Source organism: Polymorphospora sp. A560, from assembly GCF_045781765.1.
Taxonomy (GTDB): domain Bacteria; phylum Actinomycetota; class Actinomycetes; order Mycobacteriales; family Micromonosporaceae; genus Polymorphospora; species Polymorphospora lycopeni.
Genome location: NZ_CP122282.1, coordinates 6,343,703 through 6,357,665, shown reverse-complemented (window position 1 = coordinate 6,357,665; position 13,963 = coordinate 6,343,703). Strand labels below are relative to the sequence as shown.

10 protein-coding genes are annotated in these 13,963 nt (G+C 73.1%); 4 read left to right on the top strand and 6 right to left on the bottom strand.

All coding sequences use genetic code 11. The features are described 5' to 3' along the window. Positions 1-161: 161 nt before the first annotated feature. The 4 genes from QCD66_RS28770 (at position 162) to QCD66_RS28755 (ending at position 5,269) form a co-directional block, all read left to right on the top strand. Entirely contained in the window at positions 162-692 is a 531-nt protein-coding gene (locus QCD66_RS28770) for a hypothetical protein (protein ID WP_375736317.1), read from the top strand. A gap of 163 nt (positions 693-855) precedes the next feature. Then, positions 856-3,006: a fibronectin type III domain-containing protein gene (locus QCD66_RS28765; RefSeq protein ID WP_375736316.1), complete on the top strand. Its 2,151-nt coding sequence runs from the start codon at positions 856-858 to the stop codon at positions 3,004-3,006. 164 nt (positions 3,007-3,170) lie between these two features. Then, on the top strand, positions 3,171-4,904 hold the full coding sequence (locus QCD66_RS28760; RefSeq protein ID WP_375736315.1) for a BCCT family transporter: 1,734 nt from the start codon (positions 3,171-3,173) through the stop codon (positions 4,902-4,904). Positions 4,905-5,032: 128 nt separating this feature from the next. Beyond that, positions 5,033-5,269, top strand: coding sequence for a hypothetical protein (locus tag QCD66_RS28755; RefSeq protein ID WP_375736314.1), 237 nt, complete (start codon positions 5,033-5,035; stop codon positions 5,267-5,269). On the opposite strand, the gene QCD66_RS28750 is transcribed toward QCD66_RS28755, so the two are convergent. From QCD66_RS28750 to QCD66_RS28725, 6 genes are all read right to left on the bottom strand, one after another. Continuing rightward, the gene (locus tag QCD66_RS28750) at positions 5,262-6,083 is read right to left on the bottom strand and encodes a DNA-formamidopyrimidine glycosylase family protein (RefSeq protein ID WP_375736313.1); all 822 of its coding nucleotides are present in this window, start codon (positions 6,081-6,083) and stop codon (positions 5,262-5,264) included. The two genes, QCD66_RS28755 and QCD66_RS28750, sit on opposite strands and share 8 nt — an antisense overlap. Before the next feature lie 42 nt (positions 6,084-6,125). Continuing rightward, positions 6,126-6,440: a helix-turn-helix transcriptional regulator gene (locus QCD66_RS28745; protein WP_357535908.1), complete on the bottom strand. Its 315-nt coding sequence runs from the start codon at positions 6,438-6,440 to the stop codon at positions 6,126-6,128. After that, positions 6,437-6,832 carry a type II toxin-antitoxin system RelE/ParE family toxin gene (locus tag QCD66_RS28740; RefSeq protein ID WP_375736312.1) on the bottom strand — a complete coding sequence of 132 codons (396 nt, stop codon included), beginning with the start codon at positions 6,830-6,832 and terminating at the stop codon, positions 6,437-6,439. The genes QCD66_RS28745 and QCD66_RS28740 overlap by 4 nt, the downstream gene beginning before the upstream one ends. 112 nt (positions 6,833-6,944) lie before the next feature. Further along, positions 6,945-8,006: a methyltransferase gene (locus tag QCD66_RS28735; protein ID WP_407566865.1), complete on the bottom strand. Its 1,062-nt coding sequence runs from the start codon at positions 8,004-8,006 to the stop codon at positions 6,945-6,947. 26 nt (positions 8,007-8,032) lie between these two features. Further along, a complete protein-coding gene (locus QCD66_RS28730) occupies positions 8,033-9,493 on the bottom strand; it encodes an MFS transporter (RefSeq protein WP_375736311.1) in 1,461 nt (486 codons plus the stop codon). After that, positions 9,486-13,961 (bottom strand): non-ribosomal peptide synthetase, encoded by a 4,476-nt coding sequence (locus QCD66_RS28725; protein ID WP_407567262.1) that lies wholly within the window; start codon positions 13,959-13,961, stop codon positions 9,486-9,488. Before QCD66_RS28725 ends, QCD66_RS28730 begins: the two co-directional genes overlap by 8 nt. Between the last annotated feature and the right edge of the window lie 2 nt (positions 13,962-13,963).

Sequence of the window (13,963 nt, the reverse complement as noted above, 5' to 3'; positions counted from 1 at the left end):
GGCGGCTTGCAAGGGGAAGTTCGGTCGCCGGCGGGCGGCCTGCAAGGGGAAGTTCGGTCGCCGGTAGGCGGCCTGCAAGCAAGGAGGTGCGGGGCGGTCGCCGGACGGCCGCCCCGCATCCCGGCCACGGCGCCACCCGGCGCCACTGGAGGTTTGGTCAGATGCGACTGCTCAGAATCGTCCTCGTCACCCTGCTGGCCGCCCTGCTCGTCGCGGTGGGTGGCCAGCCGGCCGCCGCGCACGGTGGCAAGGTCACGCTCGAGGTGGCCGGTGACGGTGGTGCCGGGGTGACCATCCAGGCCCGGTACGAGGACGGCCACCCGGTCGACAACGGCATGCGGCTGGTCCTTAACGGCACCGGCGAGGGCGGTCGGATGGTCGGGCCGGTGCAGGTCGGCCCGTCGAACGAGGGGCTCGGTTTCTACCGGGTCGGATCGCTGCTCTCGCCCGGCGACTGGGAGATCACGGTCGACACGCCGCCGCCGAACCCGACCCGGGTCACCACGTCGGTGCGGGCCCGCGTACCGCAGGAGGCTCCGCCCGGCGCGGCCGGGCCGGCCGCCGCGGACGCCGGGGAGGGGTCCGGGATGCGATGGTGGCTTGTCGGGGGAGCGGCGGTGGTGGTCGCCGGCGCCGTGGGCCTGGCCGTGGTGAACCGGCGCCGTCTCGTACCGGTGCGTGCCCGTCGCTGAGCCGCCGGTCAGTGGCACCGGTCACCTGTCGGCCAGTCGATAGTTACGAGTGTCCTGGCCACACCCCTGTCACGCTGGACTGGAACCGACACACCGTCTGAAGTGGACGGAGCGGTTCCGGGCGGACCGGGGGGCACCGCCCTCTCCACGAGAGAGGGACGACGTGAGAAGACTCATCCAAGCCGCGGTCGTCGCGGCGGTGGCCGCGGCCGGGGGGATGCTGGCGCAGGTGGCCCCGGCCCATGCCAGTCCCATGTGCGACCGGCCGAAACCTCCGCCGGCCTGCGACACCGGCGGACCCGGGCTGCCCCCGAGAGGGAAGCTCGGCACCGCGACCCGGGTGCCGGCCGGCGTCGCCGTGACGGGTCAGGCCGAGGATCCGGACGGCGGCAACGTCCGGGTCGACATCACCATCGGCGGTAAGAAGGCCGGTTCGGTGACGGCCGGTGCCGACGGCCGGTTCTCCGGCACGGTGCCGGCGGTCGTCGGCGGCAACGTCTGCGCCACGGCGATCAACAACGGGCCCGGCCACGACGTGGGGATCGGCTGCGTACCGCTGGCCGTCGGGGTCGACCCGGTCGGCTCGTTCGACCGGATCGACCGGTCCGGAACCACCGTCACGCTGCACGGCTGGGCCCTCGACCCGGACACCGCCGGTGCGGTCGACGTGCAGGTTCTCCAGAACGGCTCGCTGGTCGCCACCACCCAGGCGAACCGGGCGCTGGCCGCCGCGCCGGCCGGGTACGCCGCCTACGGCACCGCCCACGGCTTCACCGTCCAACTGCCCGAACACCCGTCCGACGGGGAGCACATCGTCTGTGTCCGGGCCGTCAACGTCGGCGCGGGCAGCGTCAACACCCAGCTCGGCTGCCGTACGTACACGGTGCGGCACGACCCGATCGGCACCGTCGACGAGGTCACCCGCGTCGGCGGCACCGTCCGGGTCCGGGGCTGGGCAGTCGACCCCGACGAACCCCGCGCCCCGGTGCAGGTCGAGATCTACGAAGACGGCGCCCTGGTGCGTACGGTGACCGCGAGTGCCCACCGGCCGGAACTCGGCCCGGAGTACGGCCCGGCACACGGGTTCGACGTGACGGACCTGCCGGCGACGATGCGGCCGGGAGCGCACACCATCTGTGTCCAGGCCGTCAACCGCTCGCACGGCGGAAACGACCGGGTCCAGTTGGGTTGCCGCGACTACACGGTCCCGGTGCCGGTCCCCACGCCGGTGATCGAGCCGTTCGGGCAGTGGTCCATCTACTCCACCTCGATCGCCCTGAGGTGGGCCGGCAACACCACCGGTGTGACGGACTACCGGGTCGAGCGGTCGACGACCGGCGGCGCGTGGCACGAGATCTACCGTGGGCGCGCCGACATCCGCTGGCTGACCGACCGCGACGTCACCCCGGCCACCCGCTACTGCTACCGGGTGATCGCGTTCAACGAGGCGTCCCAGGCCGCGTCGGAGACCTGTGCCACCACCCTCCACCCGGCGCTGCCGAAACCGAGCGGCCTGACCGTGGTCGCCGAGGGGGAGGCGTCGCTGCAGATCCGGTGGAACGACAACGCCGAGGGCGAGGACAACTACGTCGTCGGATGGCGCCCGGTCGGCGAGGAGACCTGGAAGAACGTCACCATCCCGGCCAACCCGGGCACCGGCGTGATGACGTACACCATCAAGGGCCTGACGTCGTCGACCCACTACGAGTTCGGTGTGCTGCCGCGCAGGGCCGGCCACGACGCCGGGGAGAGCCTCAACGGCACCGCGTGGACCAAGGGCGCCCCGAAGGTCGAGAGCTTCACCTCGTCGCCGGCGGCGGTGCAGGCCTGCGTCAACGCGAAGATCACCCTGAGCTGGCGGACCACGGGGGCGAACCGGGTGGTGGTCAAGCGCGGTGACGCCACCCTGTACGACAAGACCCAGAACACGGTCGCCAGCTGGACGGGTGAGGTCGCCGGCGGCACCCACGACGGCAACGTCGCCTACACGCTGACCGCGTACGGCCCGGACGGCCGTACGACCACGGCGACGGTCGGCGTGCAGCGGGTCAGCCAGTACCCGTTGCTCGGTGCGCTCGAGTTCACCAACACCGGCTGGTACCAGCTGGAGGCCTGGTACTTCGACCTTCAGGGCAACCCGATCAAGAAGATCGCCGACGTGCCCTCCGGCGGCCGGACCCTCATCCGGCCGGAGCACTGCACCCTGGCCCGTATCCAGGTGATCGATCCGAACACCAGGCGGGTCGCCTTCAACTACCCGACGATCGTGCTCGGCCACAAGGAAGGCCACCTCGACCAGCGGGCCGGCGGCTGATCCGACCGCCTGACCGGCAACCCGGGCCGGTGGGACCGCGTACGCGTGGTCCCACCGGCCGCGCCGTTCCGACTCGCCACTATCGGGCAAATGTCCGTTCCATTGTCTTGCCTGCCATTTGCCCGATATAACGCTCTTATGGTGGACGCAGCGGTGAACCCGGCATGAGCGGCGAACCGGCGACTCCCGACGAGCGAGTGGAGCCGGCCGAGGAAGCGGTACGTCAGGCGGCGGGCGAACGGCGTACCCCGGACCCGGTGGTCGTCGGGGTCGGCCTGCTCGGGGTGCTGGCGGTGGTGCTGTGGGGGATCTTCTCCCAGGAGTCGCTCGGCGCATTCGGCGCGCGCGGACTCGACTGGACCATCGCCACCTTCGGCTGGTTCTTCGTCATCGCCGCCAACGCCTTCCTGGTGCTCGCCATCGTGATCGCGCTCAGCCGGTTCGGGCGGATCCGGCTCGGCCGCGACGACGACGAGCCGGAGTTCAGCAACCTGGCCTGGATCGCCATGATGTTCAGCGCCGGAATGGGGATCGGCCTGGTCTTCTACGCGGTCGCCGAGCCGATCGACCACTTCCGGGTCCCGCCCCCGGCCAGTGGGGTGGCGCCCGAGACGGGCGCGGCCGCCTCGGTCGCGATGCAGTACACGCTCTTCCACTGGACCCTGCACCCGTGGGCCATCTACGCCGTCGCCGGGCTGGCGCTGGCCTACGCCACCTTCCGCAAGGGGCGCGGCAACCGGATCTCCGCCGCCTTCCACCCGCTGATCGGCAAGCGCGCCGACGGTGTCGCCGGGCAGGCCATCGACCTGCTGGCGATCTTCGCCACGGTCTTCGGCACCGCGACCAGCCTCGGCCTGGGAGCGTTGCAGATCGCCGCCGGCCTGCACATCGTCGCCGGTGTCGAAGAGGCCGTCTCGGTCGAGTTGATCGTCATCGGCGCGCTCACCCTGGCCTTCGTCGTCTCCGCCTTCTCCGGGCTGCACAAGGGGATCAAGTGGCTCTCCACCACCAACGTGGTGCTGGCGGTGGCACTGATGTTCTTCGTCTTCGTGGTCGGGCCCACCGTCTACATCCTCGACGTACTCCCCGCCGCGGTCGGCAACTACCTCGCCGGCCTGGTCGAGATCTCGACCCGTACCGGGGCGTTCGCCGGCTCGGAATGGCTCGGCGTGTGGACCATCTTCTACTGGGCGTGGTGGATCTCCTGGGCACCGTTCGTCGGCACCTTCATCGCCCGGATCTCCCGGGGCCGGACCGTACGCCAGTTCCTGGTCGGCGTGCTGCTGGTGCCCAGCGGCGCCAGCGCGGTCTGGTTCGCGGTGATGGGCGGAAGCGCCCTGCGGGCCCAGACCACCGGGTCGCGTGACCTCGTCGCCGACGTCGAGGCCGGCACGGAACAGGCCCTCTTCGGACTGCTCGACACGCTGCCGCTGGCCGCCGTCACCAGCGTGGTGGCCATGGTGCTGATCGGGATCTTCTTCGTCACCAGCGCCGACTCCGCCTCCCTGGTGCTCGGCTCGCTCTCCTCCCGGGGCGCGCTGTATCCGCACCGGGCGCTGACCGTGCTCTGGGGGGTCATGATCGGCGCCGTCGCCGCCGTACTGCTGGTCGCCGGCGGCCTGGGCGGACTCCAGCAGGCGACCATCATGGTCGCGCTGCCGTTCGTCGTGGTGATGCTCGGGCTGGCGGTCGCGCTGCTCAAGGAGATGGCGGCCGACCCGATGGCCGGCGGCGGACCACGGCGGACCCGCCCGCACGGCCTGGCCGAGGCGGTCCGTACCGCCCGCTCCTACCAGGAGGAGCGGCTACCGCGGACCCGCCCGGTACGCCGCTGGTATGTCCTGCGCCGGCCGGAGGAACCCGACGACCGGGAGAACCCCGAGCGCCCGCGACCATGATCCGGCCCCGTGGGTGGCCCGCCGTACGTGCTCAGGGCGACCGACGCCCGCGTGCCCACTCTGGAACGACCGACTCCATCGAATATATGATGGTCGATACGTGATCGTGCGACGCCCCGGAGGCCGCCATGCGCCCGTCGATCCGCCGCATCCTGGCCCTGGCGGCCGCCACCGCCGCCACCGTGGCCGTCACCGCGGTTCCCGCCCAGGCCTACGTGACGACCTGGTACGGGCCGTACGGCTACTACGAGTGCGAGGCCGCGTACAACGACCTCATGACCAGCGGCGCCCCCGTCCCCCGGACCATCGACTGCCAGTACCGCAACGACCCCATCCCCGGCTGGTACTACGCCACCCTCACCTGATCCCGGACCGGCTCGGCCCGGTGCCGGGTCCGGGCTGGCAGGTGGGGCACCAGAACGTGATCCGTTCGCCCTGGTCGGCACGGCGGACCAGGGTGCCGCAGCGGTGGCAGGGCCGGCCGGCCCGGCCGTACACGTAGTTGGCCTCGTCGCGGCGCAGCGAGCCGGTGGTGGTCTGCAGCCAGCGGCCCCGGTTCGAGGCGAGCAGGCGCTGCGCCAGCCCGACCAGGGCCGGCAGGTCCGGCACCTCGCCGACCGGGGTCCACGGCCACAGCCCCCGCAGGAACAGCGCCTCGGCCTTGTAGAGGTTGCCGATGCCGGCGAGGTTGCGCTGGTCGAGCAGCGCGTCGGCGATCTCGACCGCCGGGGCGGCGGCCAGCCGGCGGGCAGCCTCGGCCGCGTCCCAGTCGGCGCCGAGCAGGTCCGGCCCGAGATGGCCGACGAGGCTCGACTCCTGACCCGTCGGTACCACGGCGATGTCGTGCAGGTGGTATCCGACCGCGACCGCGTCCGTGGTCCGCAGCACCACCCGGATCAGGTGCGCCGGCCGGGCCGTCCAGCGCTGGCCGGGGGCGTACGTCCGCCAGGTCCCGTCCATCCGCAGATGCGAGTGCAGGGTGAGCCGGCGGTCGGAGTCGGGGTGGCGCAGCCGCAGCAACAGATGCTTGCCCCGGCTGGCGGACTCCAGCACCGCCCACCCGGTCAGGTCGGTGGCCGCCAGTCGCGGCACCCGGAAGTCCGACCCGGTCAGGGGCCGGCCGGCCAGCGCGCGTTCCAGCACGCGGGCCGTGTTCCAGACGGTGTCGCCTTCGGGCACCCGTCAATCCTGCCGCACATCAGCCACACCCCCGCTGATCCGTCACGCGATCTGGCGGAGGTCGTTCCCGTAGTCGAAGATGATCCGCATCCGGGCGCCCAGCGCCCGTGCGTACCGGCTCAGGGTGGCAACCTCGTTGGCGTCGAGATCCCCGTTCTCGATCTGGCTGACCCGACCCGGGGTGACGCCCATGAGGTCGGCGACCTCCCGTTGGGTGAGTCCGAGTCGTTTGCGCTCTTCCGCGAGGTGGAACGCGCTGACCCAGGCCTCGGTGCGGGCGCGCTCCGTGTCAAGCGCGTCGCTGTCTCCGTCGTCCAACTCGGCCCGGATGTCCTCCCAGTCGTGAAACTCTGTCACGATTCCTCCCTCCGCTTCCGTTCGAACGCCAGCCAGGTTTCGTAGGCGATCTCCGCGGCCGGGATCGCGGTCTTGTGCCACCGTGCCCAGTTGCCGGCCTTGTTGCCGCCCACCAGCAGCACCGCTTGCGACCAAGGGTCGAACACGAAGAGCACCCGGATCGCGATTTCACGGCCGGACCTGGGCCGTAGCTCCTTCAGGTGGCCGATCCTCGATTCCCGGAGCGAATCGACGAGCGGCCGACCGAGTCCGGGACCGACCTCTGCGAGCATGTCGATCGCGACGCTGACCGAGCGGTATGTCTCGGGGTCGGTCTGACGCAGGGAGCGCAGCCATTGGCGCACCTCGGCCGTCGTCTTGATCGTCCACCGCCGGGAGGTGTGCTTCACCACGACCAGACTATAGCTCTGCCTAAACATCAACAGGGAGAGCTGGAAGGGACGGCGGCGAACTGAACGTGAGCGGGGTTATTCGCGCGGCATGACCCCACTCACGCTCAGGTCGTCAGTCGCCGGCCGGGAGGGTGGCGACGACCAGGTGGTCGGTGTCGGAGCGGGTCAGCAGGGTCTGCCGTACGTCGGTGAAGCCGGCCTCGGCCAGCAGGTCGGTCAGCTCGTCGAGGCCGTACGCCCGGCCGCCCTGGGTGTGGAACAGGTTGAGGCTGAACATCCGCACGAACGACTCGCCGACCCCCGGCGGGCGCTCCGGTACGTCGGCGAGCGGTTCGAGCAGTGCCACCCGGCCACCGGGGCGCAGCGCGGCGGCGGCGCGGCGCAGCAGGGTGAGCACGTCGTCGCGCTGGTAGCCGTGCACGATGTTGAACAGCAGCACCAGGTCGTGGCCGGTGCCGATCTCGGTGCCGAAGAGGTCGCCGGGGCGCAGGTCGACCCGCTCGGCGACGCCGGCGGTCGCCACCGTCTGGGCGCCCTGGCGCAACGCGCCCCCCAGGTCGACGACGGTGGCCCGCAGTTCCGGGTTGGCGCGCAGGAAAGCGACCGAGTAGCTGGCGTGGCCGCCGCCGAGGTCGACGAGGCTGGTCGCGCCGGCGCCGAGCGGGACCAGCGGGACGATCTCCTCGCCGAGCCAGTCGGCGAGCCGGCGCAGCATGGTCTGGAAGTCGGCGAGGGTGTCCGGGCGGGTCTCCAGCCAGGCGTAGAAGTCGCCGGTCGGGCCGCCGCGGCGGACCGACTCCTCCAGGTCGTGCCACCAGTGCGTGACCAGCGCCGACCAGAACGACAGCACCGGGGCGAAGGTGCCCGGCGCGGAGCGCAGCAGCCAGCGGGCGGTGTTGGCGCTGTTGGCGTAGCCGGCGTCGGTGCGCTCCAGGTAGCCGTACCCGGCCAGGGCCTCGACCAGCAGGCGCAGGCCGAGCCGGTCGGTGCCGGTGCGCTCGGCGAGCGCGTCGAGCGGCAGCGGCCCGTCGGCGAGCGCCTCGAAGACGCCCAGCCGCAGGCCGGCGCCGGCGGTCCGGAACGACACCGCGTTGAGCAGGTCGAGGTACGCGGCGGGCGCCTCGTCGGTTTCGACGAACTGCTTGAGTTCGTCGGGTTGGATCGGCACCGGCATGGCTGGGCTCCTTCGGGCGGTTCTGGTCAGCGGGTGGCGGGTGCGGCGTCCGGCTCCGGTTCGCCGGCCGGCTTCGGCACGGGCGCCGGCTCGATGTCCGGTACGGGGCCGGCCGGTGCGGCTGCCTTCGGCGCGGCCGCGCCGGCGACATCCTCGGCGGCCTCGGCGGAAGCGGCCGCCGGTTCGTCGGGCAGGGCGTCGGGAAGGTCGTCGACCCGCCGTACGCCGGGGGTGGCCCAGGCGACCGCGGCCAGCACCACCATCACCGAGCCGGTGATCACGAACAGCAGCGCGATGCCCCGGCCCGGCCCGGTGCCGATCACCGAGCCGACCGAGTCCGCCAGCGCGCCGCCGGGCTGCAGCAGCGGCTCGAAGAAGCCGTCGACGAGCGGGCCGGCGATGACGTACGCCAGCGGCACGCTCGCGTCGCCGAGCACCCGGGCGGTGGCGAGCACCCGGCCGAGCACCGACGGCTCGGTCTTGGTCTGGATCAGCGTCATCGTGGAGCTGTTGATGATCGGCAGCATGAACAGGAACAGCGGCGCGACGATGCCGATCAGCCACGCCGACGGCGACAGCGAGTGCAGCACCAGGGCGACACCGCCGCCGGCGAGGCCGCCGCAGACCGCGTTGATCCGGCGCTTCGGGCCACCCCAGGCACCCATGACCAGGCTGCCGGCGAAGAGGCCGGCGCCGCCGGCGAACATCAGCACGCCGAGGGTGTCGGCGTCGGCGAACGACAGGATCAGCGGCTGGACCAGCACCCCGGCGATGCCGAAGAGGAAGTTGTAGACGGCGAAGACGACCATGAGCTGGAGCAGTCCGGGCCGGTCGCGCAGGTGCCGCCAGCCGGCGGCGGCCCGGCGCAGCAGCGGTTCGGCCGCGTCGCCGCTCTTCGGCGGGCGGGTGATCGAGGACGGGATCCTGACCAGCATAAGGGTGGTCGCCGCGATGACGAAGGTGACCAGGTCGATGGCCATCACGCCGGCGACACCGATGGTGACCACGAGTACGCCGGCGAGCAGCGGGGCGGCGATCTGCACGGCCCGGGAGACCTGCATCAGGCCGTTGAACCGGCCGAGGTGCTTCTTGCCGACCAGCGACGGGGTCATCGACTGGTAGGCGACCCCCTGCACGGTCGACGCGGCGGCGGTGACCGCACCGGCGACGTAGATGTGCCAGACCGCCAGGTTGTCGCTGGCCACCAGCAGGGCGAGGGCGGCGGTGCCGAGCGCGGCGACGGTGTCGCTGACCAGCATCAGCTTGCGCCGGTCCCGGCCGTCGGCGAGCACCCCGGCGAACGGGGCGACCAGCACGGCCGGCAGCGTCGCGGACAGGAAGATCATCGCGAACTGGGTGACCGACCCGGTCTCCTGGTAGACCCAGACGCCCAGCACGAACGCGGTGAGGCTGGATCCGATCAGCGAGAGGAGCTGGGCGAGCCAGATGGCGACCAGCCGGCGGGCGGGGATGGCGAGGTCAGCCATTGCTGCTCCCGGTAGATGGTGGGTCGAGGAAGCCGGCCCGGACGAACGCCGACAGGTAGGTGTGCACCAGGGCCGCGTCCGCCGGCGGGCAGACGATGCCGGCGGCGGCGAGCGTGGCCTCGGTGGCCGAGCAGTCGAAGGTCGGCTGGGTACGTACCGGCGTCTGCGTGCCGAACATCGGGGCGAAACCGGCCAGCGCGGCGTCCGGCCGGTCGAGCAGGGCGGCCCGCCACGTCCCGTACGGCATCAGCTCGGCGGGGTAGCCGAAGCTGGTCAGCGCCTCGGCGAGGCCGCCGAAGCTGATCGTCCGGTTGTTGTAGAAGTGGTGGTCGCCGGTCGACCCGCTCCGGGTCAGGTGCCCGATGCCGGCACCGACGTAGTCGACCGGGGCGAGGTCGACGGCGTCGTCGATGTCGGGTACGCCACCGAGCTGCACGCAGGTCTTCAGCAGCCGGCTGAAGTAGTCGTCGACGTTGCCGGTGCCGGAGACGGCGTCGCCGGTGATCCGGGCCGGCCGGTGCACACCGACCCGCATCCCCCGGTCGCGGGCGGCGCGGACCAGCGCGTCGGCGACCCACTTGGTGGCGTTGTAGCCCTCGCCGATCCCTTCGCAGTCGTCCGGCCGGTCGCCCTCGCGGACCAGCCCGAGGGTGTTCGACGGGGTGAGGAAGACACCGAGGGTGGAGACGAAGTGGACGGCGGCCGGCCGGCCGGTCCCGGCCAGCCGCAGCACCTCCAGGGTGCCGCCGACGTTCGCCGGCCGCAGCGCCGGATACGCCTGGAGGAAGTTGACCACGCCGCCGTTGTGCACGACGGCGTCGAGCCGGCCGGCGAGATCGTCGAACCCGGCCGGGGTCAGCCCGAGCCGGGGTTCGCCGAGGTCGCCGGGCACGCCGACGATCCGCTCGGCGTACCCGTCCCGCCACTTGCCGTACTTGCGCAGGTTGGCGCGTACCCGCTCGGTGGCGGCGGCCGGGGTCGCGGCCCGGACCAGGCAGTGCACGGTGGCCGCGGTGTGGTCGAGCCAGTCGGCGAGCAGGTAGGCGCCGAGGAAGCCGGTGGCGCCGGTGAAGAGCACCTCGGCCGGTACGGCGGCCGGTTCGCCGGCGGGGACCGGCAGGTCGTCGCCGAGCCGGGCCTCGGCCCGCAGCAGCTCCACGCCGGCGGCGGCCCGGTCGGTGCCACCGCCGTCGACCAGGGCGGCGAGGCCGGCGAGGTCGGCGGTGTCGAACAGTGCCCGCATCGAGACGTCGACGCCGAGCCGGGCCCGCAGCGCGGCGACGAACGGCGCGGCGAGCAGCGAGTGGCCGCCGAGGTCGAAGAAGTTGTCGTGCGCGCCGACCCGCGCGCCGTCGAGCAGTTCGGACCAGACGGCGGCGACGGCGTGTTCGGTGTCGGTGCGCGGCGGCACGTACGGCGGCCGGTCGGCCTCGCCGGGGTCGGGCAGGGCGGCCAGGTCGAGCTTGCCGTGCCGGTTGACCGGCAGGTCGGGCAGGACGACGAACGCCGACGGCACCAGGTGGTCCGGCATCCGCCGGCGCAGCGCGGCCCGGGCCGCCGGTACGTCGACGTCGCCGGCACCGGGCACCAGGTAGGCGACCAGCCGGGGCCCGGCGGTGCCGTCGGCGACCACGACCGCGGCCCGGGCCACCCCGGGAAGGTCGGCACAGGCCGCCTCGACCTCGCCGATCTCGATCCGGTGGCCGCGGATCTTGACCTGCCGGTCGGTGCGGCCGAGGAACTCCAGGGTGCCGTCGGACCGGTGCCGGGCCAGGTCGCCGGTGCGGTAGAGACGGTCGCCGGGAGCGCCGAACGGGTCGGGTACGAAGCGGGTGGCGGTCACCCCGGGCGCGCCGAGGTAGCCGCGGGCCGGTGCGGTGCCGCCGACGTACACCTCGCCGGGGGTGCCGATCGGCACCGGGCGCAGATCGGGGCCGAGCACGTGCACCCGCACGTTGGGCACCGGACGGCCGATCGGCAGCCGGGTCAGGCCGGGCAGCTCCGCGCCGTCGACGGTGGCGTACGTGGTGGCGCAGACCGTCGCCTCGGTCGGCCCGTAATGGTTGTACAGCGAGATCTTGCCGTTGGTGCGGGCGGCGAAATCCCGTACGGCGGACAGCGGCACCCCCTCGCCGCCGACCATGACCGCCCGCAGCGGCCCGGTGTCGACGGTGTCGCCGGCCGTGGCCAGGTCACCCACCCAGCGAATCCACAGTGGAGCGGCGGTGTCCACCAGGGTGATGCCGTGCCGGTGGCACAGGTCGAGCATGCCCGGACCGGTCAGCGCGGCCGGTTCCCGGTGCAGGACCACGGCGGCCCCGCTGACCAGGGCGGGGAAGAGGTCGCCGACCGAGGCGTCGAAGCTCAGCGGCGGCAGCATCAGCAGCCGGTCGCCGGGGCCGATGTCGTGCAGGTCGGCGAAGGCGAGCGCGAGGTTGGCGGCGGTCCGGTGGCCGACCATGACGCCCTTGGGGGTGCCGGTCGAACCGGACGTGTAGATGACGTACGCGAGCCGGTCCGGGTGACCGCCGGCCGGGACGGGGTCGGCCGCCGGCCCGTCGCCGGTCGGGTGTCCGTCGGCGTCGAGCACGACCAGGGTGCCGGGCCAGCCGGCGAACGCGGCCGCCCCGGCGGCACCGGTGACCGTCACGGTCACCCCGGCGTCGTCGAGCAGTGCCCGCAGCCGGGCCGGCGGGTGGGTCGGGTCGAGCGGTAGGTAGCCGGCGCCGGCCCGGAGCACGCCGAGGATGCCGGTGACGGCGGCGACGCCGGCCGGCAGCGCGACGGCGACCGGCCGGTCCGGGCGTGCCCCGGCGGCCCGCAGCCGGGCGGCGAGCACGCCGGCCCGGTGGTCGAGTTCGCCGTACGTCACCACGGGGGTGTCGGAGACGGCCGGCGGCGGTGCCGACCCGTCGGGGCGGGCGGTGGCCGACCGCGTCCCGGCGTCCGCGTCGGGGCTGGCGTCGAGCAGCGCCGGGGCCTCCGGGGCCAGGGCCGCCTGCGCGGCGAAGAGGTCGTACAGGCCGGCACCGGACTGGTAGTCGCGGCCGGTGTCGTTCCAGCGGGCCAGGTCGGCCAGCTCCGCCGGCCCGGTCAGGTCCAGTGTGGACAGTCGTCGGTCGGGCTCGGTGGCCAGCGCCGACAGCACCGCCAGGAACCGGGCGACGAGACGGTCGATGGTCGCCGCGTCGAACAGGTCGGTGTTGTAGTCCATCACCCCGGCGAGCCGGCCGGCGAACTCGTACGCCGCCACGGTCAGGTCCATCCGGGCGGTGTCGCGGGCCAGCCCGACCGGCCGCAGCGTCAGGTCCTTCCACGGCCGGGTCACCCCACCGGGGTTGATCAGGGCCATGACCTGGAAAAGCGGGTTGCGGCTCAGGTCGCGGGGCAGCTTCGCCAGCTCGACCACCTGCTCGAACGGCAGCTCGGCGTGGTCGAGCGACTCGACACAGGTCCGCCGTACCCGGCCCAGCGCCTCGGCCAGCGTCGGGTCGCCGGACAGGTCGGTGCGCAGCGGCAGGCTGTTGACCATCAGGCCGACGATCGACTCCTGCTCCGGCCCGCGCCGGATCGACACCGGCGAGCCGACGATCACGTCGTCCTGGCCGCTGAGCCGGCACAGCAGGATCTGCGTCGCGGCCAGGAACACCATGAACCTGGTCGAGCCGGTCCGCTTGGCCAGCGCGTCGACCGCGGCGGCCAGCTCGTCGGGAATCGGGAACGAGCGGGTCTTTCCGGCGAACGTCTGCTTCGCCGGCCGCGGCCGGTCGGTGGGCAGCTCCAGCATCCCGGTCGCCCCGGCGAGTTGCCCCGTCCAGAACTCCCGCTGCTGCTGCGCCGCCCCGGCCGCCATCCGGCCGTGCTGCCACACCACATGGTCGGGAAACTGCACCGCCGGCGGCTCCGCCGCCCCCTCCCCGGTGCGGTGCCGGTGCTGGCCGTCGAGGATCTCGGTCATCACCACACTGACCGAGCGGTCGTCGGCGACGATGTGGTGCAGGCTGACCACCAGCAGATGGTCGTCGGCGCCGAGCCGGGACAGCCGTACCCGCAGCAGCGGTGGCCGGCCCAGGTCGAACCCGGTCTCGGTCTCCGCGCTGGCCGCCGCGACGATCGCCGCCTCCAGGTCGGCCTGATCCGACACGTCCTCGTAGCAGACGGCCGACCGGGTCCGCGGGTCACCGGCCGGCAGCACCACCTGTTCGACCCGGCCGTCCCGCTCGGTGAAGTACGTCCGCAGCGCCTCGTGCCGGGCCACCACGTCGTCGACGGCCGCCTGTACGTCCCCGTGGCGCAACGGGCCGCCGAGCCGGGCCGCCTGGCTGAGGACGTACGCCGGGTTGCCCGGCTCCAGCCGGTCGAGGAACCACAGGCCCTCCTGCATCGGCGACAGCGGGATCGGGGCATCCGCCGGCCGGCGCGGGATGCCGGCCGGCCGGACCGCCGTCGCCAGCCCGCGCCGGGCCATCA

Excerpts from the sequence above, each read along its gene's own strand:
- QCD66_RS28770 (WP_375736317.1), top strand. The coding sequence starts at position 162 with ATGCGACTGCTCAGAATCGTCCTCGTCACCCTGCTGGCCGCCCTGCTC.
- QCD66_RS28760 (WP_375736315.1), top strand. The coding sequence starts at position 3,171 with ATGAGCGGCGAACCGGCGACTCCCGACGAGCGAGTGGAGCCGGCCGAG.
- QCD66_RS28755 (WP_375736314.1), top strand. The coding sequence starts at position 5,033 with ATGCGCCCGTCGATCCGCCGCATCCTGGCCCTGGCGGCCGCCACCGCC.
- QCD66_RS28735 (WP_407566865.1), bottom strand. The coding sequence starts at position 8,006 with ATGCCGGTGCCGATCCAACCCGACGAACTCAAGCAGTTCGTCGAAACC.
- QCD66_RS28730 (WP_375736311.1), bottom strand. The coding sequence starts at position 9,493 with ATGGCTGACCTCGCCATCCCCGCCCGCCGGCTGGTCGCCATCTGGCTC.
- QCD66_RS28725 (WP_407567262.1), bottom strand. The coding sequence starts at position 13,961 with ATGGCCCGGCGCGGGCTGGCGACGGCGGTCCGGCCGGCCGGCATCCCG.